Consider the following 22,412-nt stretch of genomic DNA (forward strand, 5'->3'; position numbering starts at 1 on the left):
AAGAAGGGAGAGCTTCGATAATCCGCGGGTCAGGCTAACGGTGAAGACTCTATTCATTTGCCGCTTGACCAATATATAGCGAGCAACGTGCCAGTATTTTATAAAAACATTAAAAACAACACCTTATAAAAATTCCCACCTGTTTATTGTATGATTCTCTGCGCCAGGAGGCGCGGATCGCACCAATGGTGCGCAGGAACTCAGTTTTATGCTTCATAACGACGCTTGGCCCCAAACGGTATCAGCTGCACACCTGATTGCGCCCACCGCGTTTGGCGCGATAGAGCGCTTCGTCGGCCAGCACCAGTAACCGCTCCCTGTCACTCTCTGCCACGTCCAGACTGCATACCATGCCGGCCGAGAGCGTACACGCAAACTCCTGCCCGCCCTGCCACTTCAAAAATGCCATCAGTTTGAATGGCGTGGGCACACAAGGACTCTTCTCGACAGGTTTGTGTCAGCGCGAGCCCTTGGTGGGACTTGAACCACTGCCGCTCCTCGTCCACCAGTGAGACGAGCGCGATATCGACCCCAAATAACTGAACGGCAATGCGTGTAAAGCGATCAAAGCGCTCTTCGGGAGGTGTATCCAGTAGCGCCAAACCATACAGTGCCTGAAGTGGCGCCCGCTCACTCTCTACCATAATCAACCTCTCAATTGGCGTTCACACCTACAGCCCGCCGCGAGCGGAGTGTTAAACGTCCTTCAATATGGTTAACTCTATGCATTAGAGGCGAGAGCTGTCGTTAGCTGTATAGATATTTTACATTTGACCCCGCTAGCGCACGTTTCCCCCACTCACTAGGCCTTCAGGCAGTAAAATCATCATGATGCAGCGTAAAACAGTGTATGTGACCGGCGGTGCCCAGGGGATTGGTCTGGGCATTGCGAATGAACTCCTCTCCAACGGCCACCAGGTGGCCATCGTCGATATCGATGCAGAGGCGCTGCGCGCTGCGGCGCAGCGGTTGAAACAGTACGACCAGCTACTGGTTCTGGAAGCTGACGTCAGCCAAGAGGAACACATTGCCCGCACGCTTGAACGTACCGTGCAACACTTTGGCAGGCTGGATGGTATCGTCCATAACGCGGGCATCGCCGATCCGTTTCATGGCACGATCGAACAGCTGACACTGGAAACCTGGCAAGCCTATTTGAATACCAACCTCACCGGCGCGTTCTTCTGCGCCAAGCATGGGGCGGCGCATTTGCGGCCCCATGGAGGCAGTATCGTGCTGATGGCCTCGTCCCGGGCCCTGCAATCCGAGCCCGACACCGAAGCGTATGCGGCCAGCAAAGGTGGCATCGTGGCCCTCACCCATGCGCTTGCCGTGAGCCTTGGCCCGGACATTCGCGTCAACGCCATCAGCCCAGGCTGGATCGAAGTGGGCGACTGGCAAAAGCCCAGCCGCCAGCAGCCGGTGGAGCACCGCGCCATCGATCGTGACCAGCACCCGGCTGGGCGCGTGGGCACGCCCCAAGACATCGCTGCCCTGACGCGCTTTCTGCTGTCCGACGAGGCCGGGTTCATCACCGGTCAGAACATCGTGGCCGACGGCGGCATGACCCGCAAAATGATCTACGCCGAGTAGCGACCCGCTCATGCCAAAAAAGGCCATCCGACGATGGCCTTTGCGGTTGACGAAAGGCGTCCCTAGGGCGTGACGATGATTTTCACCTGCGCCTTGTCGCTCAACAGCGCCTCGAAGCCCTCTTCGACGATGTTGGCCAGAGGAATACGCTGGGTGACCATGTCTTCGGCCCGGAAATAGCCCCGCTGCATCAACGCCATCACCGCCGGATAGACATGCCGATAGGCAATGATGCCTTTCATGGTGCGCTCCTTGATGACCAGGTCATTGGGCTGGAAGCTGGCGTCACCCTCCCATATGCTCACCACCACTACTTCGCCGCCTTCGTGGGTACTGTGCAGCGCCTGGTTGAGCACGGCGGGAATGCCGGTGACTTCGAACGCCACATCGACCCCACCCTCGCTCAATGCGTGCAGCTTCTCCACGGCGTCTTCTTGCTGTGGGTCGACCACAATGGCTCCCAACGCTTCGGCTTTGGCTTTGCGGGATGGCGCGACTTCTATTGCGTAGATCTGCGCAGCCCCGGCGGCCTTGAGGGCCTCGATGGTCATCAAGCCAATCGGCCCTGCACCGAACACCGCAGCACTATCCCCGGCCTTCAGGCAGCTCTGGCGCACCGCATGCAGCGCCACGGCGGCGGGTTCTACCAGGGCCCCCTGCTCGAAGCTCAGGTCATCCGGCAGTTTGTGCACCATGTGCTCGCCCATGACGGTGAACTCGGAAAAGCCACCACCGCCACCGGAAAGGCCGTGGAAGCCGAGCAGCGGCGTCAGGTTGTAGCGCTCCATCTGGTAAGCGCCATCCTTGTTGGGCGATAGGATCGGCTCGATGGCGACGCGATCCCCCACCTTCACGCGGGTGACTTTTTCACCGACCTCCACCACTTCCCCCGCAAACTCATGGCCCATGATGATCGGCGCCTGTTCGCCGCTGATGGGGTGCGGCTTGCCCACCGGGATGAAAATCGGCCCGGCGGCGTACTCATGCAAATCGCTGCCGCAGATCCCACAGGCGGCTACTTTCACCTTCACCGAGTGAGGGTCGTTAATGGCTGGCACAGGCACCTGCTCCACGCGAAGATCCCTGGCCGCATACCACACCGCTGCTTGCATATTGGTTTGACTCATGACTAGCCCTTCCTATCAAGACACATGATGTACCGGCTGAAGCCCGTACACGGGGGTTTCCAGGCCTTCCATACGCGCTTTCAACTGCAGCGCCAGGTAGTGCGAGTAGTGCCGGGACTGATGCAGGTTGCCACCGTGGAACCACAACGCCTCTTGCTGAGTGGGCTTCCACATGTTGCGCAGCTCGCCTTCCCAGGGCCCGGGGTCCTTGGTGGTGTCGGAGCCCAGCCCCCAGCACTTGCCCACCTTGTCTGCCACCTCCTGGGAGATGAGCCGTGCAGCCCAGCCATTCATCGAGCCATAGCCCGTGGCGTATACGATGAGGTCCGCCGGCAGTTCGCTGCCATCGGTCAAGGTAATGGAGCGAGGATTGATGCGCTCGATGCCGACGCCGCTGCGTAGTTTGATATCGCCATTGGCAACCAGATCACAGGCCCCCACATCGATGTAGTAGCCCGAGCCACGACGCAGGTACTTCAGGAACAGGCCTGAGTCGTCGTCACCGAAATCGAGCAGAAAGCCTGCGTCTTCCAGCTTCTGATAAAACGCCGCATCACGCTGCTTGATGGCGGCGAAGGCTGGCCGCTGGAAATCGGGCAGCACCTTGTAGGGAATCGACGCAAACAGCAGGTCAGCCTTGTCATGGGTCAGGCCACCCGCCACCGCATTTTCCGAATAGAGCGGCCCCAGCACCTCTTCCATCAACGAGTCCGACTTGACGATATGCGTCGAAGAGCGCTGAAGCATAGTGACATCGGCATCGTGCTCCCAGAGAGCCGCCGCAATGTCGTGGGCCGAGTTGTTCGACCCCACGATCACGCACTTTTTACCGGCGTAGGCGTCTGGCCCCGGATGCTGGCTGGAGTGCTGTTGCTCGCCTTCGAAATACTCCGCGCCCGGAAATTTGGGGATGTTAGGCATGCCCGACATGCCGGTGGCCATCACCAGCTGTTTCGGACGTAGCGTGATCTGCTCACCGTTGCGCTTGACGTTCACCACCCACTCGCCTGCAGCTTCATCGAAGCGTGCATTATCGCAGGTGGTGGAACTCCAATAGTTGAGCTCCATCACTTTTGTGTACATTTCCAGCCAGTCGCCCACTTTGTCTTTCGGGGCAAACACCGGCCAGTTGTCGGGAAACGGAATATAGGGCAGGTGGTCGTACCACACCGGGTCATGCAGGCAGAGGGATTTATAGCGCTTGCGCCAGGAGTCCCCCGCGCGTTCGTTACGCTCGATGATGAGGGTAGGCACGCCCATCTGCTTTAGCCGCGCCCCCAGGCCAATGCCGCCTTGTCCTCCTCCGATGATCACGCAGTAGGGCTGGCGCGTGTAACCCAGCTCAGCCTCTTCACGCTCGCGGGCTTCCAGCCAGGTTTCGCGCTGTTTGTTGGCGCCATGCTCGGCCCCTTTGGGGCGGTGGTGGTTACGCGGTTCGGGAAAATCATCCAGCGCCTGCAGGGTGGTGAGCAGCGTCCAACACTTGCCGTTCTTCAACCGCAGGTAGCCTTTGCCGCTGGCAATGGCCGTTTTAAACGTGAACCACCCCTCCACGGTATCGCCGTTCTCACTGGCGTCGCCGTCTATCTGCCACTGGCCAGGCCGGGTATTCGCCAGGGTGGCCTCGAGCATCGCCTGAATCTCCTGTTTGCCTTCGCAGGTTTTGAGATTCCAGGTAAAGGATAAAAAGTCGCGCCAATAGCACTCGTCGTTGAACAGCGTTAATACGCGCTGAATATCCTGCGCCTGCAGCGCGTCATCCAGGGCTTGCAACCATGCCTGCACGGAAATGGTGGCGTTAGAGGGTGTACTTGCCTCGGTGTGAGTCATCGCGGGTACTCCAGGGTCGTTGTTATTGTTGAGCTGTCGATAAGACACCCAACCCTAAGCACCCGCCGTGCCAAACGCTCAAAACCGGAAATAAATGACTGAAAAACATCATCAATCAAGCATGTTCGAAGCGCTATCAAACCGTGCCAACCGCGTACAGCTGTCACGCCTTGTGTACGCGCCACGTTACAGGTGTAACGCGCGACTAACGGCGTAATACGCCCTCGTTGACACCCACCACAAAGCGCATAGGCTGGAGACACAACAAGAATTTTGTGTGGATACGCCATGCCAACGCCATCACTGCCACCGACTCGCCTGGCCCCGATGCAGCGCCAGCACATCGAACACATCTTTCAGCTCGGCGAAGGGCTGGATGTGCCCCAGCTACCGGCGCAGGCCACTATCCGCCGCTCCTGGCTGCGCTGCTTGAACGAGTATCGGCTCGACCCCACGCAGCCCCGCCCTGCCCGAGTGGTGCCCCAGCAAACACTGCTCGAGCATCGCGAATCCGTCGATGAACTGCTGCACGTTGCCCGAGCCGGGGTCGACCAGCTCTACGGACAAATCGCCCAGCTCGGCTACGTGCTGCTGCTCACCGACCACCGGGGCATTACCGTCGAGTTTCGCGGCAACCCAAGCCAAGACCAGCAGCTACGCAAGGCGGGCCTCTATTTGGGTGCCGACTGGGACGAGCGCTTCGCGGGCACCTGTGCGGTGGGCACCTGCCTGCACGACCGCCAGGCGATCATTTGCCACCGCCAGGAGCACTTCGACGCCACGCATATTTCACTCACCTGCACCGCTGCCCCCATCGCCGACCCGCAGGGCAACGTCATGGCCGTGCTGGACATTTCAGCGCTCCACTCCCCGGCCCAGCACGAAAGCCAGAACTTCAGCCTCTCGCTGGTCACGCTTTACGCCCGCATGATCGAAGATGCCTACTTCTTGCAGCGCTACCGCGACTGTCTGATGGTGCGCCTGGATACCTCGCGAGAGTTCGTGCATGTCAACGGGCGCGGTCTCATCGCCATGGAAGAGAACGGCCAAGTGATTGCCGCCAACGCCGTGGGCCGCGAGCTGATCAGTGCGCACCAGCGCCGCTGGCCGCCCTGGTCAAGCCATCACGCCCCCATGCTGGGTGAACTGTTCGAGTGCGACATGGCCGACGTACTGAGCATCAATGGCGCCAGCGACGACCAACTGCGAGCGTTTCGTGCCCGGGCCAGCAATACCATCTATTTTCTCAGCCTGCTGGAGCCAAAACGGCCCCGCCGAGAGGCAGCAGAGCGTTCCCAGACTCCCTTGGCCGCGCCGTTGGCACGGCTGGGTGGCGACGACCCCGCCATGCGCAAAGTCCAGAAGCTTGCCGATAGGTTGCGCAATGAGGTCAGCGTCAACGTGTTGATCACCGGCGAAACAGGCACCGGCAAGGAAGTCGTGGCGAGAGCCCTGCACGACAGCGGCCACCGGGCCAACGGCCCCTTCGTGGCGGTGAACTGTGCGGCCATTCCCGAAGCTCTGATCGAAAGCGAGCTGTTTGGCTACGAACCCGGCGCCTTTACCGGTGGCCGGGCCAAAGGCATGCGCGGGCTGATCCCCCAGGCCCATGGCGGCACGCTGTTTCTGGATGAGATCGGCGACATGCCGCTGGCGCTGCAAACCCGCCTGCTGCGCGTACTGGCCGAGCGCGAAGTGATGCCGCTGGGGGCGAACAAACCCGAAAAAGTCGATATTCGGGTCATTTCCGCCACCCACCGCCATATCGACGCCATGATTGCCCAGGGTGAGTTCCGCGAAGACCTTTATTACCGCCTGAACGGCGCCCAGCTCAGTCTGCCTGCCCTGCGTGAGCGAGCCGACCGGCTCTTCGTGATTCGTCAGGTGTTCGATGAGGTCGTCAACGAGCGCCAAGGCGCGCACACGCCCCGCCTGAGAGCCGATGCGATCAGCGCCCTGCTGGCCTACACCTGGCCTGGTAATATCCGCCAACTAAAAAATGCACTGGCGTTTGCCCTGGCCACTGCCGAAAGCGACGAGATTACCGTGCATGACCTGCCGGAGCAGTGTCTGGGCGCACGCATCACCCGCCCTCGTCTCGACCAGACCCAGCAGGCCAGCCCACAGCACCACCCGCTGGCCGAACTGCTCCACCAGCACCAGTGGAATGTCAGCGCCGTGGCTCGCCATCTGGACGTGTCACGCCCTACCGTGTACCGCCAGATGCATCGTCTTGGGCTGGTACCGCCCAACAAGACCTGAGCCATGGGCGCTTGGCCGGAAGGGTCAGCCTCACGTACACTTGTTTGAATCTGATCACGCTTTCGACAAGCCGAGGCCCAGCATGGCGTTTGACTCTACCTCTTCGTATATCGCAACCGATGCACTCAAGCAGGCAGTGAATGCCGCCGTGGTACTCCAGCGCCCGCTGCTCATCAAGGGTGAGCCGGGCACCGGCAAGACGCTGCTGGCCGAAGAGCTGGCGGCTTCGCTGGGCACTCGGCTGATCACCTGGCATATCAAGTCCAGCACCAAAGCAGCCCAGGGGCTCTACGAATACGATGCGGTGAGCCGCCTGCGCGACTCGCAGCTGGGCGTGGAAGGCGTCGAGAACGTCGGCAACTACATCAAGCCCGGCAAGCTCTGGGAAGCCTTCACCGCCGGTGAGCGTGTCGTGCTGTTGATCGACGAAATCGACAAGGCGGACATCGAATTCCCCAACGACCTGCTCCAGGAGCTGGATCGTATGGAGTTTCACGTTTATGAAACCGGCGAGACCATCCGTGCCGAGCAGCGCCCGATCATCGTCATCACGTCCAATAACGAAAAAGAGCTGCCGGACGCCTTCCTGCGCCGCTGCTTCTTCCACTACATCGAGTTCCCCGACCGCGAGACCATGCAGGCCATCGTCGACGTTCACTTTCCCGACATTGCCCCCAAGCTCGCCAGCGAGGCGCTGGAGGTCTTTTTCGACCTGCGCAGCGCTCCAGGGCTGAAGAAGAAACCTTCCACTTCCGAGCTGGTCGATTGGCTCAAGCTGTTGATGGCCGACGAGCTGGCCCAGGAAGCGCTGTATCATCGCGACCCCGCCAAGGCGCTACCGCCCATGGCCGGCGCGCTGGTCAAGAACGAGCAGGACACCCACCTGCTGGAACGCCTGGCGTTCATGATGCGTCGCCAGAAGAACAGCGGGCGCTAAGCCATGTTCATCGGCTTGTTCGAGACCCTGAAACGCGCAGGCGTACCCGTTTCACTGCGGGAGCTTTTAGACCTTCACGCGGTGGTGGAGCGCAGCGTGGTGTTTGCCGATATGGAGGCGTTCTATCAGGTCGCGCGCACGGTCATGGTGAAGGATGAGCGCCACTTCGACCGCTTCGATCGCGCTTTTGCCGCCTGGTTCAAGGGCATCGAGGACATGGACGCCGCCATCGAAGCGCTGATTCCCGACGAGTGGCTGCGCCGCGAATTCGAGAAACAGCTCACCGATGAAGAGAAAGCCAGGATCGAGTCGCTGGGCGGGTTGGAAGAGCTCATCGAGACCTTCAAGAAGCGCCTGGAAGAGCAGAAAGAGCGCCACGCGGGTGGCAACAAGTGGATTGGCACCGGCGGCACCAGCCCCTTTGGGGCCTACGGCTACAACCCGGAAGGCATTCGAATTGGGCAAGACGGCTCCCGCCACCGCCGCGCCACCAAAGTGTGGGACGAGCGACGCTTTCGCGATTACGACGACTCTCTGGAGCTGGGCACCCGCAACATCAAAATGGCCCTGCGACGGCTGCGCAAGTTCGCCCGCCAGGGCGCCAGGGACGAGTTCGATGTGGACGGTACCATTCGCGAGACCGCCCGCGATGCCGGGCTGCTCAATATCCAGATGCGCCCGGAGCGCCACAATGCGGTCAAGGTGCTGCTGTTTCTGGACGTGGGCGGCTCCATGGACGACCACATCCGGGTATGCGAAGAGCTCTTTTCTGCGGCGCGCTCCGAGTTCAAGCACCTGGAGCACTACTACTTCCATAACTGCCTCTACGAAGGCGTCTGGAAAAACAACCTGCGCCGTGGCAACGAGCGTATCCCTACCATGGACGTACTGCACACCTACGGCGCGGACTACCAGGTGGTCATCGTCGGCGACGCCGCCATGTCGCCTTACGAGGTCACCCACCGTGGCGGTAGCGTGGAGCACTTCAACGACGAAGCGGGCGGAGTGTGGCTCAAACGGCTGGCCGATAAATTCCCCCGGTTGGCGTGGCTGAACCCCATGCCACCCCGCGCCTGGGAGTACACCTACTCGACCACCCTGATCCGCGAGCTGATCGACGACCGCATGTACCCCATGACCCTGGAGGGGCTGGAAAACGCCATGCGTGACCTGGCCAAGTAGCGGACGTCTATTCACCACGACTGTTCACCACAACTGCAGCGCACAAAAAACGGCGTGCCCAGGAGGCACGCCGTTTTTATGGACGCTATGCTGAACGGGCGCGCAAGCTATGCCATGCGGGTCATCAGGCTGTGGCCCGTCAAGCGGCGGTGCAGCACCGCCATGCCGATATGGCCCAGCACCAGTACCAGCAGCGCGCAGCCAAGCTCACCGTGCAGCAAGCCGCCCAGGTTGATCATCCACTCCACGCGCTCACCGCCTCCCGACATCAGCGGCACGCCGAATACCTCCAGCGGCCGCCCCGAGCCGTACTGACGAATCAGCGCAATGGTGGGTACCGCGATCATCAGGCCATAGAGTGCCAGATGGCCCAGCTTGGCCATGACGCTCACGGCAGGCGGGCGGCGCGAGGCATTGGCCAACGCCCAGAGCGCCCGCAGCACCACCAGCGTCATCAGCAGCACGCCAACGTTTCGATGAGTGCCCCACAAGAAGCTTTCAATGGCCGTATCTTCCAGCAGCACCCGTGCCCCAGCGCCACTGAATTGCCAAACGAACAGCAGGGCCATGCCCCAGTGCAACGCACGACTCACCAGGCCGTAACGAGACGTCGAATCCATGATCGCAAGCGCCATGATGCAAATTCCTCATAACCATCACTATTGAGGAAGCCATTTTACCCTGAACTTGACGACGCTTCGTGACAACAACGTGCAAACAGGTTCTCAAACATGGAACACGCCGTTCCACCTGAAGGCTACAAAGACGTCGGGAACTGATTCAAGCCCGCCAGGAAGGCTTCCTTGGCCTGGCCGAAAGCGGCCGCGTCGTGCTTGAAACGACGCAGAATCAACGCCTCGTCCAGCTCCAGGGTGGGCGCCAGCTCCTCCACATGGCTGGCAGGATGGCGCGCCACGAGCCCAACGCGCTGGCCCTGCGCCGTGGTCCACCAGCGCTTGAACCCGCACTGCTGGTAGAACGCCTCTTCCTGCTCACTGCTCACCTCGACACGTAGCGGCGCCTTCAGGCTCAGTTCGCTCAGCAGGCGGGCCTTGGCCCCTTCCACCAGCTCGCAGGCATGGGTGACGGTCATGCCCTGGCCTTTCTCGTCCAGCACCAGCAGCGCCAAGGCCAGTGGCTTGCCGTTGCCATCCACCCCCGCCAGCAAGCGCGCGCCTTCCTGGGCAAACAGCACGTTCCGGGTTCCGGTGAAGACCACCAGCGGCGTCAACCCTGCCGCCTGGCCATAGACTTCAGCACATAATTTGGCCAAACACGCATCCCGCTGGGCACGTTCACTTACATGGACTACCTTCATGACGCCCTCTCGTTGCGTTCGTTGACTCTATCGTTCTGGCCACATTCTACAGAAAGGCGCCAAAAAGGCAGAGCTCAAAGGCAGGCCGCGTAAAAGAGAAACACCAAAAGCCACCGCGTGGCTTTTGGTGCAACGAAGGCCGAGCAGGCTAGAGGATGGCCAACATCCCGGTGGGATAGTTCAAGGTCAGCAGGTTGGCCATGCCGACCAGGAACAGCGTGACCCCGGCTGCCAGCCCCACCGCCGCCACGGGCTTCATTCTTGCCACCGACAGCAGGAACCCAAGGCAGAACAGGCTGGCCATGACCAGAAAGCCGAATAGCATCACGCCACCGATCAGGCCAAAGAAGCCGAGAATCCACACCACCTGCTGGCGTAACGGCTGGTGCTGCCAGCGCATGGGCTTGATAACCGTTCTGACGATTTCCAGCAGGCACGCGGCCACGATGACCGCGATGGCCAGCCGAGGCATGATCCCCCCCAGCAGGGAAAGGTCGGCAAATGCAAACCAGATGTAGCCGGCCGTGGCCAACAGGCCAGCCAACAGCACGATATCAATGGCCCCCAGCGCCAACGGGGCTTCTTCTTGACGGGCACCGGCCTCCTCTACGCTGGCTTCACGGCGTTTCTGCAAGTAGCGGCGTAGCGGGGACAGCAGTAACGAGGCGGCAATCAGCGCACCTATGATGATCACTCCCGGGCGCATGAAGGCATCGACGCCCTGGAACTGCGCGGCCTGATAAAAATAGGCCTCAGCTCCCGGCGCCAGCACGAACCCGATCAGAAACGCAGGGCGTGACCAGTTGGCCTGTTTGAACAGCACGCCGAGTGCACCAATCATGCCCAGGGCAAACAGGTCGCCTAGAGAGCGGGTGGCCTGATACGCTGCAAACAGAATCAGAATGGTGATCAGCGGCGCCAGAATCACGAAGGGCACGCGGGTCAAACTCGCCACGGGACGTGCCAGACCCAGACAGAACGCGGCCCCCAGAATGTTGGCCAAGGCCAAGGACCAGATGATGGTATAGGTCAGGTCCAGATTGGTCTCCAACATGCTGACGCCCGGCTGCAGACCGAGCAGCAGCAGCCCGCCCAAAAACACCGCCGCCGTACCCGAACCCGGGATCCCGAACAGCAGCGTGGGTACCATGGCCCCGCACGCGGTCGCGTTGTTGGCCGATTCTGGCGCAATGACACCGCGAATGTCGCCCTTGCCAAACTGCGACTTGTCCTTGGCGCTCTGTACCGCATGGCCATAGGTCAGCCAGTCCACCACCGAACCTGCCAACCCCGGAATGGTGCCCATAAGGCTGCCGATACCCGCACAGCGGGCCACCAGCCCCGGCCGTTTGGCCACATCCATGACGCCCTCTTTCCACCCTTTGCCAAGCTGGCAAGGCTGCTCGGCAATGGCCCCGCGCTTGACCAGCAGGTCGATGATTTCAGGCAGTGCAAAGATCCCCAGACCCACCACGACCAGCGGCAGGCCGTCATACAGATAGTCGATGTCTAGCGGCAGGCGGAATTCGCCCGTGGCCGGGGCCATGCCGATGGTGCCTACCAGCAACCCCACCCCGCAGGCCGCCAGCCCCTTGAACACGTCACGCCCGGACAGTACGGCCACCATGGAGAGCCCCAGCAGGGTCAACATGAAGAGTTCGGACGATGAAAACGACAGCACCACGGGCCTTGCCACCAGAATGAAGGCCGTCAGCACCATGGCACCGATCAAACCGCCAATCATGGAAGACAAAAACGCGCTGGACAGCGCTCTCGCCGCCTGACCTTTCTTGGCTAGCGCAAAGCCATCCACCACGGTGGCCTGGGAAGCGCTGGAGCCCGGAATACCCAGCAGCACCGACGCGAAGGTATCCCCGGTAGGAATCACGGCCACCAGCCCCATCAGCATCCCCAACGCAACGGAGGGTTCCATGCCATAGAGAAAAGGCAGCAGCAGCGACATGCCGGCAATACCACCCAACCCCGGGATGATGCCGACCACGAGCCCAATCAGCACCCCGATGACCATGTACAGCATATGCGGGACAGTAAATAACTGCCCCAGGCTGGAAAACAGAACGTCTAACATAGCGTTGGCTCTTTGAAAGTGGAAAGTAAAGGAGCCTGAAAGCGCTGCTCAGGCAGCGCTTTCAAGGGTGTATTGAAAGGGGCTCAGATGCGCGCCCCGTGCTGCTCCAACAGCCATTCCACCAGCCACTCGCGCGTGGCATCTTCCAACGCCATGGCATCCTGCAAATGCTGCTCCACGACCTCACCCACCACTTGGGTATAGGGGCCAAGCTGTGCGTCGGCAGCCTGTTTGAACTCGTCGGTATCGATGAAGCGGCGCACCGCTTCACGATACTCAGCCACCAGCGCTTCGGGGGTATCCTTGGGCACCACGATCATCTTTTGCAGCGTGAAGCCCGATGCGAAGAACTTGTGGAAGGCGTCACCGGCCAGTCCACCGGGCTGCTCTCCATGAGCGGCTTCATACACCTCATTGAACGTCGGCAGTTCAGGGAAAGCAGGGTCACGCACGATGTCGCCCTGATCGTCCAGCACGCCCAGTGAGAACAGCGGCACGGCACGGCCACTCTCCACCAGCGGCGCTACGCTGCTGAAATAGGCCGATGTGGTTTGGAAATCGATATCCGCCTCGCCGCGCTCGAAGGCCAATCGCCCCTCTCCTCGACTGCGCATGCCCGACACGGCTTGTACGTCCGCTCCCAGCATATCCAGCGCGATCAAGACCGGTAACTCCAGGCCCGTGTGGCTCTGCACCGCAAACTTCACCCGCTGCTCGCTCAAGGCATCGAGCACTTCTTCCGGGCTGCTGCCCAGGCTGGGCTGGGCGTACACCACGCCGCCGGTGGGCGAAGCCAGTATCGGCGTCCAGTCGTTGTAGTCATAGCGTACGCGACGGTCCTGAAGCATGGCGGGATACTGGGTAGACGCCGATGTGCCCAGCCACTGGCTGCCATCGGAAGGCGCACGCATGGCATACAGGTTGCTGCCATTGATGGAGCCTCCGCCCGGCACGTTGTCGATGACCAGCGTCGGAGCCCCTTGAATGTGATCGGTCATCCAGGTGGTCAAAAAGCGGGCCCATACATCCGTCCCGCCCCCCACGCCAAAGGGAATCGTCCAGCGGATGGTATCGGGCACGGCCACCTCGTCGGCCTGGGCATTCAGGCTGACGGCTCCCAGTGCCGAGCACGCCAGCACCAGCAGCGCTTTGCGATAGGCATGGCGAGAGGCAGAGATCACGCTAGCGCGTGGTGAGTGAGTAAGAACGTTCATGGCGCTACTCCTGTTATTGATTATTGTCGGTCAATGCATTTATCGCGGTGGTTTACGTAGCGGCTTCCAGCGACGGAGCCGCGGGGGCCGCATAAAAAATCTGCCCGCTCATGATCTTGCGTGCGGTCCGCATGAGCGAGACACGGGCAATGTCGAAGGGGTCGTCATCGCGGTACTCGGCGGTCAGCGCAATGGTGCCAGAGGGGTGCTCCAGTACCAGATGGCAAAGCAGTTCATCAGGCGTTACTCGGCCGACGTCGCGGGCCAGCAGGTTGGCCACCGAGCCGGGCACGTTGATGGCGGCCACCACGGCCATCGCCCCGGTCACGGCAATGGCCTTATGGCAGCGATGGGGCACAAAATAACGCACATTCAAGGTGCTTGCCCCCGCCGCTGGCGCCGACACCAGCACCACCTTGGGCAGCACGCTTTCACGCACGTCCCCCAGCCCCATGCGCTTGCCTGCTTCACGGCGCAGCGCTTCCAGACGGTCAAGCAGGGGTTGATTGGCATCCAGCTCGGCGGGCGCTTCATGACCCGTCACGCCCAGCGACTCCGCGCGCAGCAGCATGATCGGCGTCGCCGCGTCGATGCAGCTCACCTCGACGCCCTCGATCATCTCGCTGGCGTGGCCAGTGGGCAGGAGCTGGCCCGTCTTGCTGCCCATGATATCCAGAAAGCTCAACTGGATGCCCGCCGCACTGCCGGGCACTCCGCTGATACACACATCGCCCTCGTACTGCACCTGCCTGGCCGGGGTAGGCACATGGCATTCGATCAACCGACGCGTGTTCAGGTTGTACACCTTGACGACCGTGACGCCATCTTGCGGCTCTACCAGGCCGGTCTCCAGCGCGTAGGGGCCAACGGCCGAGAGCATGTTGCCGCAGTTGGGGTTGAAGTCGACTCGTTTGTTGAGCACGTCCACCTGTGCGAACAGGTAATCGACGTCGGCTTCCGGGTGGGAAGAGCGTTCGACGATGGCGACCTTGCTGGTCAGCGGGTCTCCCCCACCGATGCCATCGATTTGCAGCGCATGGCCAGACCCCATCAAGCTCAGCAGAATGTCGGCCTGCTGCCCTTGATCTGCGGGCAGATCCTTCATTCGCAGGAAAGGGCCTCGTGAGGTGCCTCCCCGCATAACGACACATGGAATACTGTTCATGGGCTCCACCGTGATGATCTTGACCCGTCGTGTCGACTGGTCGTGTTGACTGATAGGCGGAGAATGTCAGGCAATTTTTAATGCCTCAAATGCAAATATCCATTGCTATAAATCCATTTTTTGCATTAATGTGTTTTGCTTATCAAACCAGCTTTTTTGCGCAACAATCCGATGCTCCATAGACTCGAATTTCTCGACCTTCAGGCGTTCATTCTGGTGGCGGAACTAGGCACGTTTCATGAGGCTGCCCAGCGTCTTCACCTATCCCAGCCCGCCCTCACTCGGCGCATCCAGAAACTGGAAGAACTCCTTGAAGTTGAACTACTTGAACGCACCACACGGCGTACACGACTAACCCCCATCGGGGCCGATTTCCTGCCCCGAGCACGGCGCATGCTGGAAGAGTACGAGTCGTCGATTCTGGGTATCCGCGAGCTGGTGACCCACCAGAAAGGCACGGTGACCATTGCCTGCCTGCCCACGGCGGCCTTCTACTTTTTGCCTAGTGTGATTCGCGTGTTCAGCGAGGCCTGGCCAGGCATTCGGATCCGCATTCTGGACGTCAGCGCCAACGAAGGCCTGGAAAAGGTCATCAATGGAGAGGCCGACTTCGGGATCAACATGATCAGCGCGCAAAGCTCGGAAGTACGCTTCACCCCGCTGCTGCGTGACCCTTTCGTGCTGGCGCTGCGCTCTGATCACCCGCTGGCCAGCAAGCAGCAAATCGAGTGGAGCGACCTGGAAGATGTCCGCCTGATCACCGTCAGCCGGGACAGCGGCAACCGCACTCTGCTGGACAATGCCCTGTCGGCGGAAGGCGTGCACCTCAACAGCTTCTACGAAGTGCAGCACCTTTCCACCTCGCTGGGGCTGGTGGAATCGGGGCTCGGCGTGGCCATCCTGCCGCGCATGACCATGCCCGGCCCCGACCACGATACGCTCTGCTCTCGGGCGCTACCGGAGCCGCGCATTCAGCGCTCGATCGGCCTGGTGCGCAGCAATTCCCACAGCCTATCCAGCACGGCGCAGCTGTTCATCGACCTGCTGCTGGAGCACTGGGGTAACGGCTCTACCTAGCGCCGCCTACGGGCGTCAGCAAGGCCAGTATTGCTTCGATATCCAGGTGCGCCTCCAGCGTATCGGCCAGGCGGTCCAGCGCCTGTTCACGGTGGGCGGTGTAATCGATGCGACTGGCGCTGGCCAGCCCCAAGCGTTCCAGCAAGGCCTGACAGGCATCGGGGTGGTCGAACAACCCATGCAGGTAGGTCCCCAACACTTGCCCATCTTCGCTGATGGCCCCATCAAAATGGCCGCCCAGGTCGAAGAGCGGGCGCTCCAGTGCCTTGCCCTCACTCACGCCGTGATGGATTTCGTAGCCGCTCACCGGCACCTGGCTACCGGCCAGCACTCCGTGCACGTTGCGCAGCTGCTTGGCCGGGGCCATGCGCGTCGAAAGCGCCAGCCAGCCCAGGCCCGCCACCCGTCCGGCGGCTCCCTCCAGCCCTTCGGGGTCGTCCACCCACTCCCCCAGCATCTGAAAACCGCCGCAAATGCCCAGCACCTTGCCCCCGTAACGCAAGTGCCTGGCGATGGCAGGCTCCCACCCTTGGCGCTTAAGCCAGGCCAGGTCGCTGGCGGTGCTTTTACTACCCGGCAGGATGATCACGTCGGCTGCCGGTATCGGCTGGTCCGGCCCGATAAAGCTCAACGACACCTGCGGGTGCAGGCGCAAGGCATCGAAGTCGGTGTGATTACTGATGCGTGGCAAGGCAGGCACGATGACGTTCAGGGTGTCGCGCTGTTTTTCTGCCTGCACCGTGCCAATGCTGTCTTCGGCATCCAACAGCAGTCCGGGCAGATAGGGCAATGTACCCAGTACCGGTTTGCGAGTGCGCGCCGTCAGCCACTCGAGCCCCGGCTCCAGTAACCCGATATCGCCCCGAAAACGGTTGATGATGAACCCCCTGGTCCGCGCCTGCTCGCTGTCGCTCAGCAGCGCCAGGGTGCCCACCAGCTGGGCAAACACCCCACCACGGTCGATATCGCCCACCAGCAGTACCGGGCAATCCACGGCTTCGGCAAAGCCCATGTTGGCGATATCCCCCTTGCGCAGATTGATTTCTGCCGGGCTTCCCGCCCCTTCGGCAATGATCACCTCATGGCGCTGGGACAACGCCTGCCAGGCGGCCATCACGCTCTCCTGGGCGGTACGCTTGAAGGCGTGATAATCCAGCGCATCCATATGGCCATGTACCTTGCCCCGCAGGATCACCTGGGCACCTCGGTCGGTTTCCGGCTTTAGCAGTACCGGGTTCATGTCGCTGTGCGGCATCACCCCCGCCGCCTGGGCCTGAAGCGCAGTGGAGCGGCCAATCTCTCCGCCATCGATGGTCACGGCGCTGTTGAGCGCCATGTTCTGGGGCTTGAACGGAGCCACCGAGAACCCCCGGCGCTGCAAAACACGGCACAGCCCCGCCACCACGGTACTTTTGCCTGCATCCGAGGTGGTGCCTTGAATCATCAGTGTGGTCATGGGAACTCATTGCAGTGGGCCAAAGGACGGCTTGCATTAAATAGCGCCCTGCCACCCCGTGCAAGAATCCCGACGCGCCACGGGCCTTAGCGATGCACCCGAAAACGCAAATGGAACGGGCTCAGCAGGCCCGGCATGGGGGCCTCTGCGGAGAGCTTTTCCGGAGGATGAAGCTCGATGCGGGCCTGCCCCAACAGGGCAGCCAGGCAGTGGCTGGTGACCAGCAGCACCACATGCCTGCCGGGGCAGATACCCGGCCCACCGCTGAACGGCACCAGCGGCCAGGGCGTTTGGGTGTGGCTATGGCCTTCCGGCGTCAGCCAGAGCTCGGGGGTGAAGCGATGGGCGGCGTGCAGGTAGCGCTCGTCGCGATGAAAGTAGGGTGCGTGAATCAGTACCGAAGTATTGGCGGGCATGGTGCCCGCCTGCCACTGGGTTGGCTGGGTGGTCTGGCGCAGCAGCAGCGACGTGGTGGGCCACAGGCGTAGCGCTTCCAACAGGGTGGCCTTGAAATCATCCAGCGGGTGGCCCTGTTGCGCTTTGGCCAGCGCCTGCGCCGCGAAATCCGAGTGCGCGCTGAGCAGCGCCAGGGCGCGGAAGGTCGCCATGCCCGCTGGCTCGAAGGCAAACAGCCATTGGGGCACCTGCTGCAACGGTGCCTGCTCCCGGCCAGGGCACTGCTGAGCCAGCGCAGACATCAGGCTGCCGGGTGCCGCTTCACGCAGGTAATACGCCAGGCGCTGCTCGAAGCGCTTGCGCAGGCGCTGGCGCTTGGGGCGCAAAAAGCCCCAGTTGGCCGCTTTGCGCAGAGCAGTCAGCTCCTCGGTCAGTACGCGGTCATCGGCGGCGGCGTCGCCCAGCACCACGCGACGAACGATGCGGTCCCAGGTCAGCAGAAAGGTCGGCCAATCCAGCTCGTCATAGCGGGTGGCGACCCGCTCCAGCAGCGCCGTGACCTCTTCTTGCACTACCTGCACGAACGCCTCGGAAGCATCATGGTGAGGGCAATCGCTTTGCAGAACCCGCTCGTTCAGCGCCCTGCGCTGCTCGCGGGCCTCTCCTTCGGAAATCAGCGAGAACCCCGGCTCGAAGTGGCTGAGGGCACTGTGCTTGGCCTGCTCATTGGGTGAAAAGGGGTTGGGCGTATGCTCCAGCACATCGTTGGCATCGGCGGGGTCCAGCACCACCGCCATGGACTTCATCGGCACCTTGAGCATCAGCGGCCCGCGGCCATACTTCTCGCTCAGCGACTGCATGCGCTGTACGGCACGGGCGTCCAGCGACAACCGCTCGGCAACGCCGACCACATGGGGGCGACGAATGATCACCCCTTTGGCAATGTTGGGTGCCAGTACCTGGCACAGAATGGCCAGCGTATCGCGCAGTGACGCCGTGGGCAGAGGCCCCGCGTTGGATATCCTATCCATGAAAGCTCCTTTGACCGGGCAGGGTTCAGGTTGCAGTGTAGATGCCACCGGCCCCGCTGCAAGGGCTCCCACGGCAAACAGCATGTTTATCAACTCAAGGGTTTATCAAGGTTATTCCGCAGCGCCTCAGCGGGCTGCCGCCAGCAGACAGCCGGGCTTTTTTCCGCTAGGGTAGCGGCTCTTGAAGCGAGCGATGACCCGAGATGCAAACGTTACTGAACGAGATTGCCGACGAGCTATCCCACGCCACCGAGCGCGGCAAGGTGGCCGACTACATTCCCCAACTGGCCCAGGTCGATCCCAACCAGTTTGCCATCAGCCTGGCCACCGTCGAGGGCGAGCGCTTCTCGGCGGGCTGCGCCACCACGCCGTTCTCGATTCAGAGTATTTCCAAGGTCTTCACCCTGACCATTGCGCTGGGCAAGCTCGGCGATGCGCTGTGGTCCAACGTCGGCCGCGAACCCTCCGGCGACCCCTTCAACTCCATCGTGCAGCTGGAACACGAGAGCGGTAAACCGCGCAACCCGTTCATCAATGCCGGGGCCATTGCGGTGGTAGACGCCATCATGATGGGCCACGCCCCCAAGGAAACCCTGGCCGAAATATTGAGCTTCGTGCGCTATATCGCCGACGACAACAGCATCTGCTTCGACCATCAGGTCGCCGCCTCGGAAATGCAGCACAAGGACCGCAACGCCTCGCTGGCGCACTTCATGAAAGCCTTTGGGCGGCTGCGCCACGACGTGGACAAAGTGCTTGGCACCTACTTTCACCAGTGCGCCATCGCCATGAGCTGCGAGCAACTGGCCCACGCCGGGCTGTTTCTGGCTTCCGACGGCGTCAACCGCCCCAGCAACCTGCGGGTGGTGTCGCCCCAGCGGGCACGCCGAATCAACTCATTGATGATGATGTGTGGCCACTACGATGCCTCGGGGGAATTTGCGTTCCGTGTGGGCTTGCCGGGCAAGAGCGGCGTGGGCGGCGGCATTCTGGCCATTGCGCCGGGGCGCGGCTCGCTGGCCGTCTGGTCACCGGGGCTGGATAGCTACGGCAACAGCCTTCTGGGGGTGCGCGCCCTGGAGATGTTCGTGCAGCGCACGGGCTGGTCCATATTTGGACATTAGATGGGCCCTAGCCGGTCACTCGCTTCAAGCGCTGTCCGAGGATTCCAGATGCTGGGCCGCTTCCCAGGCCTGGACCTGGCGTTTCACCTCCAGCCCCCAGCGGTAGCCACCCAGGGCGCCGCTTTGCTGAATCACCCGGTGGCAGGGAATCCATAGCGCCACGGGGTTGGCGCCCACCGCGTTACCCACCGCCCGAGACGATTTCGGAGCCCCCAGCCACTGGGCGATGTGGGAGTAGCTGGCAAGCTGCCCGTCCGGGATCATCAGCAGCGCCCGCCACACGTTGAGCTGAAAGTTGGTACCCCGCACATGCAGCGAAAGCGCCCCAGGCGCTGCGCGGCGCGGCGGTTCGAACAGCGCCTCGACGGCGTAACGCGTGGCGTCCGGCTGGTGGCGCAAGGTACAGCGCGGCCACTCGGCGGCCAGCTGCGCCAGAATCTCCGCTTCGGGTGTCGCTGCCAAAAAGCCCATGCGGCAAATGCCTCTCGGGGTGGTGGCGACCAGCACCTGGCCAAACGGCGTGGGGTGAACCCCATAAGCAATCTCCACGCCCTCCCCCTGGCGCTTGAACTCCCCCGGTGTGACCGCCTCCAGCGTCACGAAATGATCATAAAGCCGCGAGCCGCCGCTCAGCCCCAGCGCTTCGGCGGTGTCGGCAAGGCTCTGGGAAGAAGCAATCAACTGCTTGCCCCGCGCCAGCGTCAACGCTTGTAAAAAGCGCTTCGGACTCACCCCGACATAGCGGCTGAACAGCCGCTGAAAATGGAACGCACTCAAGTGTACCTGCTCGGCCACCGCCTCCAGGCTCGGCTGCTGGGCGGCGTGGGCCACCATGAAGGCCATGGCTTTTTCGATACGGGCGTAGTCGTTCATCGCGTCCATCTCACGGGCAAAGGGGCAAAAAGAGGCTGATGCTCGCTAAAGCTTACCCAGTGAAAGGCCCGACACCTACCCGAATCTTGCGCAAGGCACATATCAATTTTGTGCAATACGCTCACTGCGCCGCCTTACACACTGTCGCCTCCCTTCAGGAGGATAAACATGAACACGGCGTTACTCTTACCCATGTCGGCGTTTGCCTTGGCAGCCTCTATCTCACCGGGCCCCGTCAATATCGTTTGCTTGAGCAGCGGCACCCACTACCCCATTCGTAAAGGGCTGATATTCGTCACAGGCGCAACGACAGGCTTTCTAGTGTTGTTCCTGGGTATTGGCATGGGCCTCTACTCACTGCTTCAAGTGATGCCGTGGCTGGAAGAAGCCCTCAAGTGGGCAGGCATCCTTTTCTTGCTCTATTTGAGCGCTCGACTACTTCGACATGATGGTCATCTGGGGGAACACAACCCAAACAAAGCACCTGGCTTTGTTACCGGGGCTGCCATGCAGTGGCTAAACCCCAAGGCGTGGTTGGCCTCGGCGGCGGGCATCGGGGCGTATACCCATGGCAACGATCCGTATCTGATTGCCCTGTTTGCCGCCCTGTATCTACCGATCTGCTGGCTGTCATTGGCCAGTTGGGTCTACGCAGGGGTGTTTCTTAAACGCTATATGCAGCGCCCCATCGTGTTGCTAACGATCAATCGCTGCCTGGCGGTGGGTCTGGTCGCCAGTGCGCTCTTTTTACTTTTTGATTGACGGCACACGGTATTGATTTGGCGTGGCCGCTACCAGCCGCTTGAACGTGCGCTGGAAGTGGGGCTGATCGTTGAACCCCGCCGCCAGCGCCGCTTCGACAATTGGCTGGCCCTGCCTCAATACCGCCTGCCCCAGCTGAATACGCTGGTCAATCAGATAAGCATGGGGCGTTAAGCCATAGTGCTGCTTGAAGGCACGAATCAAATGCCCTGCACTGTATCCCGTTTGCCGGGTTAGCTCATCCAGAGAAATATCGCGGGCACAGTGTTCGCGTAAGTAGCTTGCCACATGCGCTAAGGTGTCAGGCATGGGCGTTGGCGACAAGGGCGTTTCCTGCGCAAGCAGACGCATTAACGTCGTCAAAAACGTCTCCAGCACCTGCGTTTTACGTGCAATAGATGAGTGCTCATCGAGCAGGCAGTCGGCCATATCACAATAGTGCGCATAGAGAGAGGGCTGGCGGACGACCGCCGTGGCAATGTCCTGCCACTGAGCCGAGGGTAGCAAGCCGATCCTGTAGCGCAACTTGCTCAACCAACAGGCATCTACATAGAGCATCAAATACGCCCAAGGCTGATCCGCGATGGGGTTACAGGCATGCACCCAATGAGGGTTCATCATGACCAGGTCACCGGCGCTGATCTGATGCGAGGCACCACGATACAGGAATGTACTGACACCCGAGGTCACCACCCCCACCGACCAGTGCGCATGGCTATGGAGTGCGTAACACACCTGCCGCGCATCGCTTATCTTGCGTAACTCAACGTGAGGCATACGCTCATCACGCCAAAATACAGGAAGCGATTCAGCCATTTTCATCGAACCTCGCGCATTACACATGCCGTTGAATCGCCCGCAGGGATTGCCTTGGGAGGCGTTGTCACGATTCGGTGATTGAGTCCTCATTGCGTGAGCAAAATATCCACCCAATGAGTACGCAACAGTCTACTCTACACGACAACCCCGCACATTC

19 protein-coding genes are annotated in these 22,412 nt (G+C 61.3%); 7 read left to right on the forward strand and 12 right to left on the reverse strand.

The annotated features are described in order from the left end of the window. Window positions 1–241 precede the first annotated feature (241 nt). Complete coding sequence (locus HSS18214_RS0104575; RefSeq protein ID WP_016914122.1) at window positions 242–430, reverse strand: diguanylate cyclase domain-containing protein; 189 nt, start codon at window positions 428–430, stop codon at window positions 242–244. Window positions 431–828: 398 nt separating this feature from the next. Between HSS18214_RS0104575 and HSS18214_RS0104580 the strand changes: the two genes are divergently transcribed. Continuing rightward, window positions 829–1,593, forward strand: coding sequence for an SDR family oxidoreductase (locus HSS18214_RS0104580; protein ID WP_016914123.1), 765 nt, complete (start codon window positions 829–831; stop codon window positions 1,591–1,593). A gap of 62 nt (window positions 1,594–1,655) precedes the next feature. On the opposite strand, the gene HSS18214_RS0104585 is transcribed toward HSS18214_RS0104580, so the two are convergent. Further along, on the reverse strand, window positions 1,656–2,720 hold the full coding sequence (locus HSS18214_RS0104585) for a 2,3-butanediol dehydrogenase (RefSeq protein WP_016914124.1): 1,065 nt from the start codon (window positions 2,718–2,720) through the stop codon (window positions 1,656–1,658). 15 nt (window positions 2,721–2,735) lie between these two features. Then, window positions 2,736–4,550 carry an NAD(P)/FAD-dependent oxidoreductase gene (locus HSS18214_RS0104590; protein WP_016914125.1) on the reverse strand — a complete coding sequence of 605 codons (1,815 nt, stop codon included), beginning with the start codon at window positions 4,548–4,550 and terminating at the stop codon, window positions 2,736–2,738. A gap of 288 nt (window positions 4,551–4,838) precedes the next feature. Between HSS18214_RS0104590 and HSS18214_RS0104595 the strand changes: the two genes are divergently transcribed. From HSS18214_RS0104595 to HSS18214_RS0104605, 3 genes are all read left to right on the forward strand, one after another. Beyond that, window positions 4,839–6,812, forward strand: a complete 1,974-nt coding sequence (locus HSS18214_RS0104595) for a sigma-54-dependent Fis family transcriptional regulator (RefSeq protein WP_016914126.1) — start codon at window positions 4,839–4,841, stop codon at window positions 6,810–6,812. Between the two features lie 82 nt (window positions 6,813–6,894). After that, the gene (locus HSS18214_RS0104600; RefSeq protein ID WP_016914127.1) at window positions 6,895–7,749 is read left to right on the forward strand and encodes an AAA family ATPase; all 855 of its coding nucleotides are present in this window, start codon (window positions 6,895–6,897) and stop codon (window positions 7,747–7,749) included. A gap of 3 nt (window positions 7,750–7,752) precedes the next feature. Beyond that, window positions 7,753–8,931 carry a vWA domain-containing protein gene (locus tag HSS18214_RS0104605; protein ID WP_016914128.1) on the forward strand — a complete coding sequence of 393 codons (1,179 nt, stop codon included), beginning with the start codon at window positions 7,753–7,755 and terminating at the stop codon, window positions 8,929–8,931. A gap of 107 nt (window positions 8,932–9,038) precedes the next feature. On the opposite strand, the gene HSS18214_RS0104610 is transcribed toward HSS18214_RS0104605, so the two are convergent. From HSS18214_RS0104610 to HSS18214_RS0104630, 5 genes are all read right to left on the reverse strand, one after another. After that, window positions 9,039–9,566 (reverse strand): cytochrome b, encoded by a 528-nt coding sequence (locus HSS18214_RS0104610; protein WP_016914129.1) that lies wholly within the window; start codon window positions 9,564–9,566, stop codon window positions 9,039–9,041. Window positions 9,567–9,688: 122 nt separating this feature from the next. Further along, complete coding sequence (locus HSS18214_RS0104615) at window positions 9,689–10,249, reverse strand: hypothetical protein (RefSeq protein WP_016914130.1); 561 nt, start codon at window positions 10,247–10,249, stop codon at window positions 9,689–9,691. A gap of 148 nt (window positions 10,250–10,397) precedes the next feature. Then, window positions 10,398–12,338: a tripartite tricarboxylate transporter permease gene (locus tag HSS18214_RS0104620; protein WP_016914131.1), complete on the reverse strand. Its 1,941-nt coding sequence runs from the start codon at window positions 12,336–12,338 to the stop codon at window positions 10,398–10,400. A gap of 83 nt (window positions 12,339–12,421) precedes the next feature. Continuing rightward, complete coding sequence (locus tag HSS18214_RS0104625) at window positions 12,422–13,552, reverse strand: Bug family tripartite tricarboxylate transporter substrate binding protein (RefSeq protein WP_016914132.1); 1,131 nt, start codon at window positions 13,550–13,552, stop codon at window positions 12,422–12,424. 52 nt (window positions 13,553–13,604) lie between these two features. After that, window positions 13,605–14,717, reverse strand: a complete 1,113-nt coding sequence (locus tag HSS18214_RS0104630) for a 4-oxalomesaconate tautomerase (protein ID WP_083844155.1) — start codon at window positions 14,715–14,717, stop codon at window positions 13,605–13,607. A 171-nt stretch (window positions 14,718–14,888) separates the two neighbouring features. On the opposite strand from HSS18214_RS0104630, the gene HSS18214_RS0104635 reads away from it, so the two are divergent. Continuing rightward, window positions 14,889–15,794, forward strand: a complete 906-nt coding sequence (locus HSS18214_RS0104635) for a LysR family transcriptional regulator (RefSeq protein WP_026001725.1) — start codon at window positions 14,889–14,891, stop codon at window positions 15,792–15,794. On the opposite strand, the gene HSS18214_RS0104640 is transcribed toward HSS18214_RS0104635, so the two are convergent. Both HSS18214_RS0104640 and HSS18214_RS0104645 read right to left on the reverse strand, forming a co-directional pair. Beyond that, window positions 15,787–17,250, reverse strand: coding sequence for a cobyric acid synthase (locus tag HSS18214_RS0104640; protein WP_016914135.1), 1,464 nt, complete (start codon window positions 17,248–17,250; stop codon window positions 15,787–15,789). The genes HSS18214_RS0104635 and HSS18214_RS0104640 overlap by 8 nt on opposite strands. An 86-nt stretch (window positions 17,251–17,336) precedes the next feature. Beyond that, window positions 17,337–18,677 (reverse strand): cytochrome P450, encoded by a 1,341-nt coding sequence (locus HSS18214_RS0104645; protein WP_016914136.1) that lies wholly within the window; start codon window positions 18,675–18,677, stop codon window positions 17,337–17,339. A gap of 203 nt (window positions 18,678–18,880) precedes the next feature. Between HSS18214_RS0104645 and HSS18214_RS0104650 the strand changes: the two genes are divergently transcribed. Further along, complete coding sequence (locus HSS18214_RS0104650; protein ID WP_016914137.1) at window positions 18,881–19,801, forward strand: glutaminase; 921 nt, start codon at window positions 18,881–18,883, stop codon at window positions 19,799–19,801. Between the two features lie 24 nt (window positions 19,802–19,825). Here the strand turns inward: HSS18214_RS0104650 and HSS18214_RS0104655 are convergent, their stop codons facing one another. Next, the gene (locus HSS18214_RS0104655) at window positions 19,826–20,674 is read right to left on the reverse strand and encodes a methylated-DNA--[protein]-cysteine S-methyltransferase (RefSeq protein WP_016914138.1); all 849 of its coding nucleotides are present in this window, start codon (window positions 20,672–20,674) and stop codon (window positions 19,826–19,828) included. A 168-nt stretch (window positions 20,675–20,842) separates the two neighbouring features. Here HSS18214_RS0104655 and HSS18214_RS0104660 point away from each other — a divergent pair, with 168 nt between their 5' ends. Further along, window positions 20,843–21,436 carry a LysE family translocator gene (locus tag HSS18214_RS0104660; protein ID WP_016914139.1) on the forward strand — a complete coding sequence of 198 codons (594 nt, stop codon included), beginning with the start codon at window positions 20,843–20,845 and terminating at the stop codon, window positions 21,434–21,436. On the opposite strand, the gene HSS18214_RS0104665 is transcribed toward HSS18214_RS0104660, so the two are convergent. Further along, complete coding sequence (locus tag HSS18214_RS0104665) at window positions 21,422–22,213, reverse strand: AraC family transcriptional regulator (protein WP_156808469.1); 792 nt, start codon at window positions 22,211–22,213, stop codon at window positions 21,422–21,424. The two genes, HSS18214_RS0104660 and HSS18214_RS0104665, sit on opposite strands and share 15 nt — an antisense overlap. Between the last annotated feature and the right edge of the window lie 199 nt (window positions 22,214–22,412).

Source organism: Vreelandella stevensii S18214 (genome assembly GCF_000275725.1).
Classification (GTDB): Bacteria; Pseudomonadota; Gammaproteobacteria; order Pseudomonadales; family Halomonadaceae; genus Vreelandella; species Vreelandella stevensii.

Coding starts and splice junctions, on each gene's coding strand:
- HSS18214_RS0104580 (WP_016914123.1), top strand. CDS start 829: ATGATGCAGCGTAAAACAGTGTATGTGACCGGCGGTGCCCAGGGGATT.
- HSS18214_RS0104585 (WP_016914124.1), bottom strand. CDS start 2,720: ATGAGTCAAACCAATATGCAAGCAGCGGTGTGGTATGCGGCCAGGGAT.
- HSS18214_RS0104590 (WP_016914125.1), bottom strand. CDS start 4,550: ATGACTCACACCGAGGCAAGTACACCCTCTAACGCCACCATTTCCGTG.
- HSS18214_RS0104595 (WP_016914126.1), top strand. CDS start 4,839: ATGCCAACGCCATCACTGCCACCGACTCGCCTGGCCCCGATGCAGCGC.
- HSS18214_RS0104600 (WP_016914127.1), top strand. CDS start 6,895: ATGGCGTTTGACTCTACCTCTTCGTATATCGCAACCGATGCACTCAAG.
- HSS18214_RS0104605 (WP_016914128.1), top strand. CDS start 7,753: ATGTTCATCGGCTTGTTCGAGACCCTGAAACGCGCAGGCGTACCCGTT.
- HSS18214_RS0104610 (WP_016914129.1), bottom strand. CDS start 9,566: ATGGCGCTTGCGATCATGGATTCGACGTCTCGTTACGGCCTGGTGAGT.
- HSS18214_RS0104615 (WP_016914130.1), bottom strand. CDS start 10,249: ATGAAGGTAGTCCATGTAAGTGAACGTGCCCAGCGGGATGCGTGTTTG.
- HSS18214_RS0104620 (WP_016914131.1), bottom strand. CDS start 12,338: ATGTTAGACGTTCTGTTTTCCAGCCTGGGGCAGTTATTTACTGTCCCG.
- HSS18214_RS0104625 (WP_016914132.1), bottom strand. CDS start 13,552: ATGAACGTTCTTACTCACTCACCACGCGCTAGCGTGATCTCTGCCTCT.
- HSS18214_RS0104630 (WP_083844155.1), bottom strand. CDS start 14,717: ATGAACAGTATTCCATGTGTCGTTATGCGGGGAGGCACCTCACGAGGC.
- HSS18214_RS0104635 (WP_026001725.1), top strand. CDS start 14,889: ATGCTCCATAGACTCGAATTTCTCGACCTTCAGGCGTTCATTCTGGTG.
- HSS18214_RS0104640 (WP_016914135.1), bottom strand. CDS start 17,250: ATGACCACACTGATGATTCAAGGCACCACCTCGGATGCAGGCAAAAGT.
- HSS18214_RS0104645 (WP_016914136.1), bottom strand. CDS start 18,677: ATGGATAGGATATCCAACGCGGGGCCTCTGCCCACGGCGTCACTGCGC.
- HSS18214_RS0104650 (WP_016914137.1), top strand. CDS start 18,881: ATGCAAACGTTACTGAACGAGATTGCCGACGAGCTATCCCACGCCACC.
- HSS18214_RS0104655 (WP_016914138.1), bottom strand. CDS start 20,674: ATGAACGACTACGCCCGTATCGAAAAAGCCATGGCCTTCATGGTGGCC.
- HSS18214_RS0104660 (WP_016914139.1), top strand. CDS start 20,843: ATGAACACGGCGTTACTCTTACCCATGTCGGCGTTTGCCTTGGCAGCC.
- HSS18214_RS0104665 (WP_156808469.1), bottom strand. CDS start 22,213: ATGCCTCACGTTGAGTTACGCAAGATAAGCGATGCGCGGCAGGTGTGT.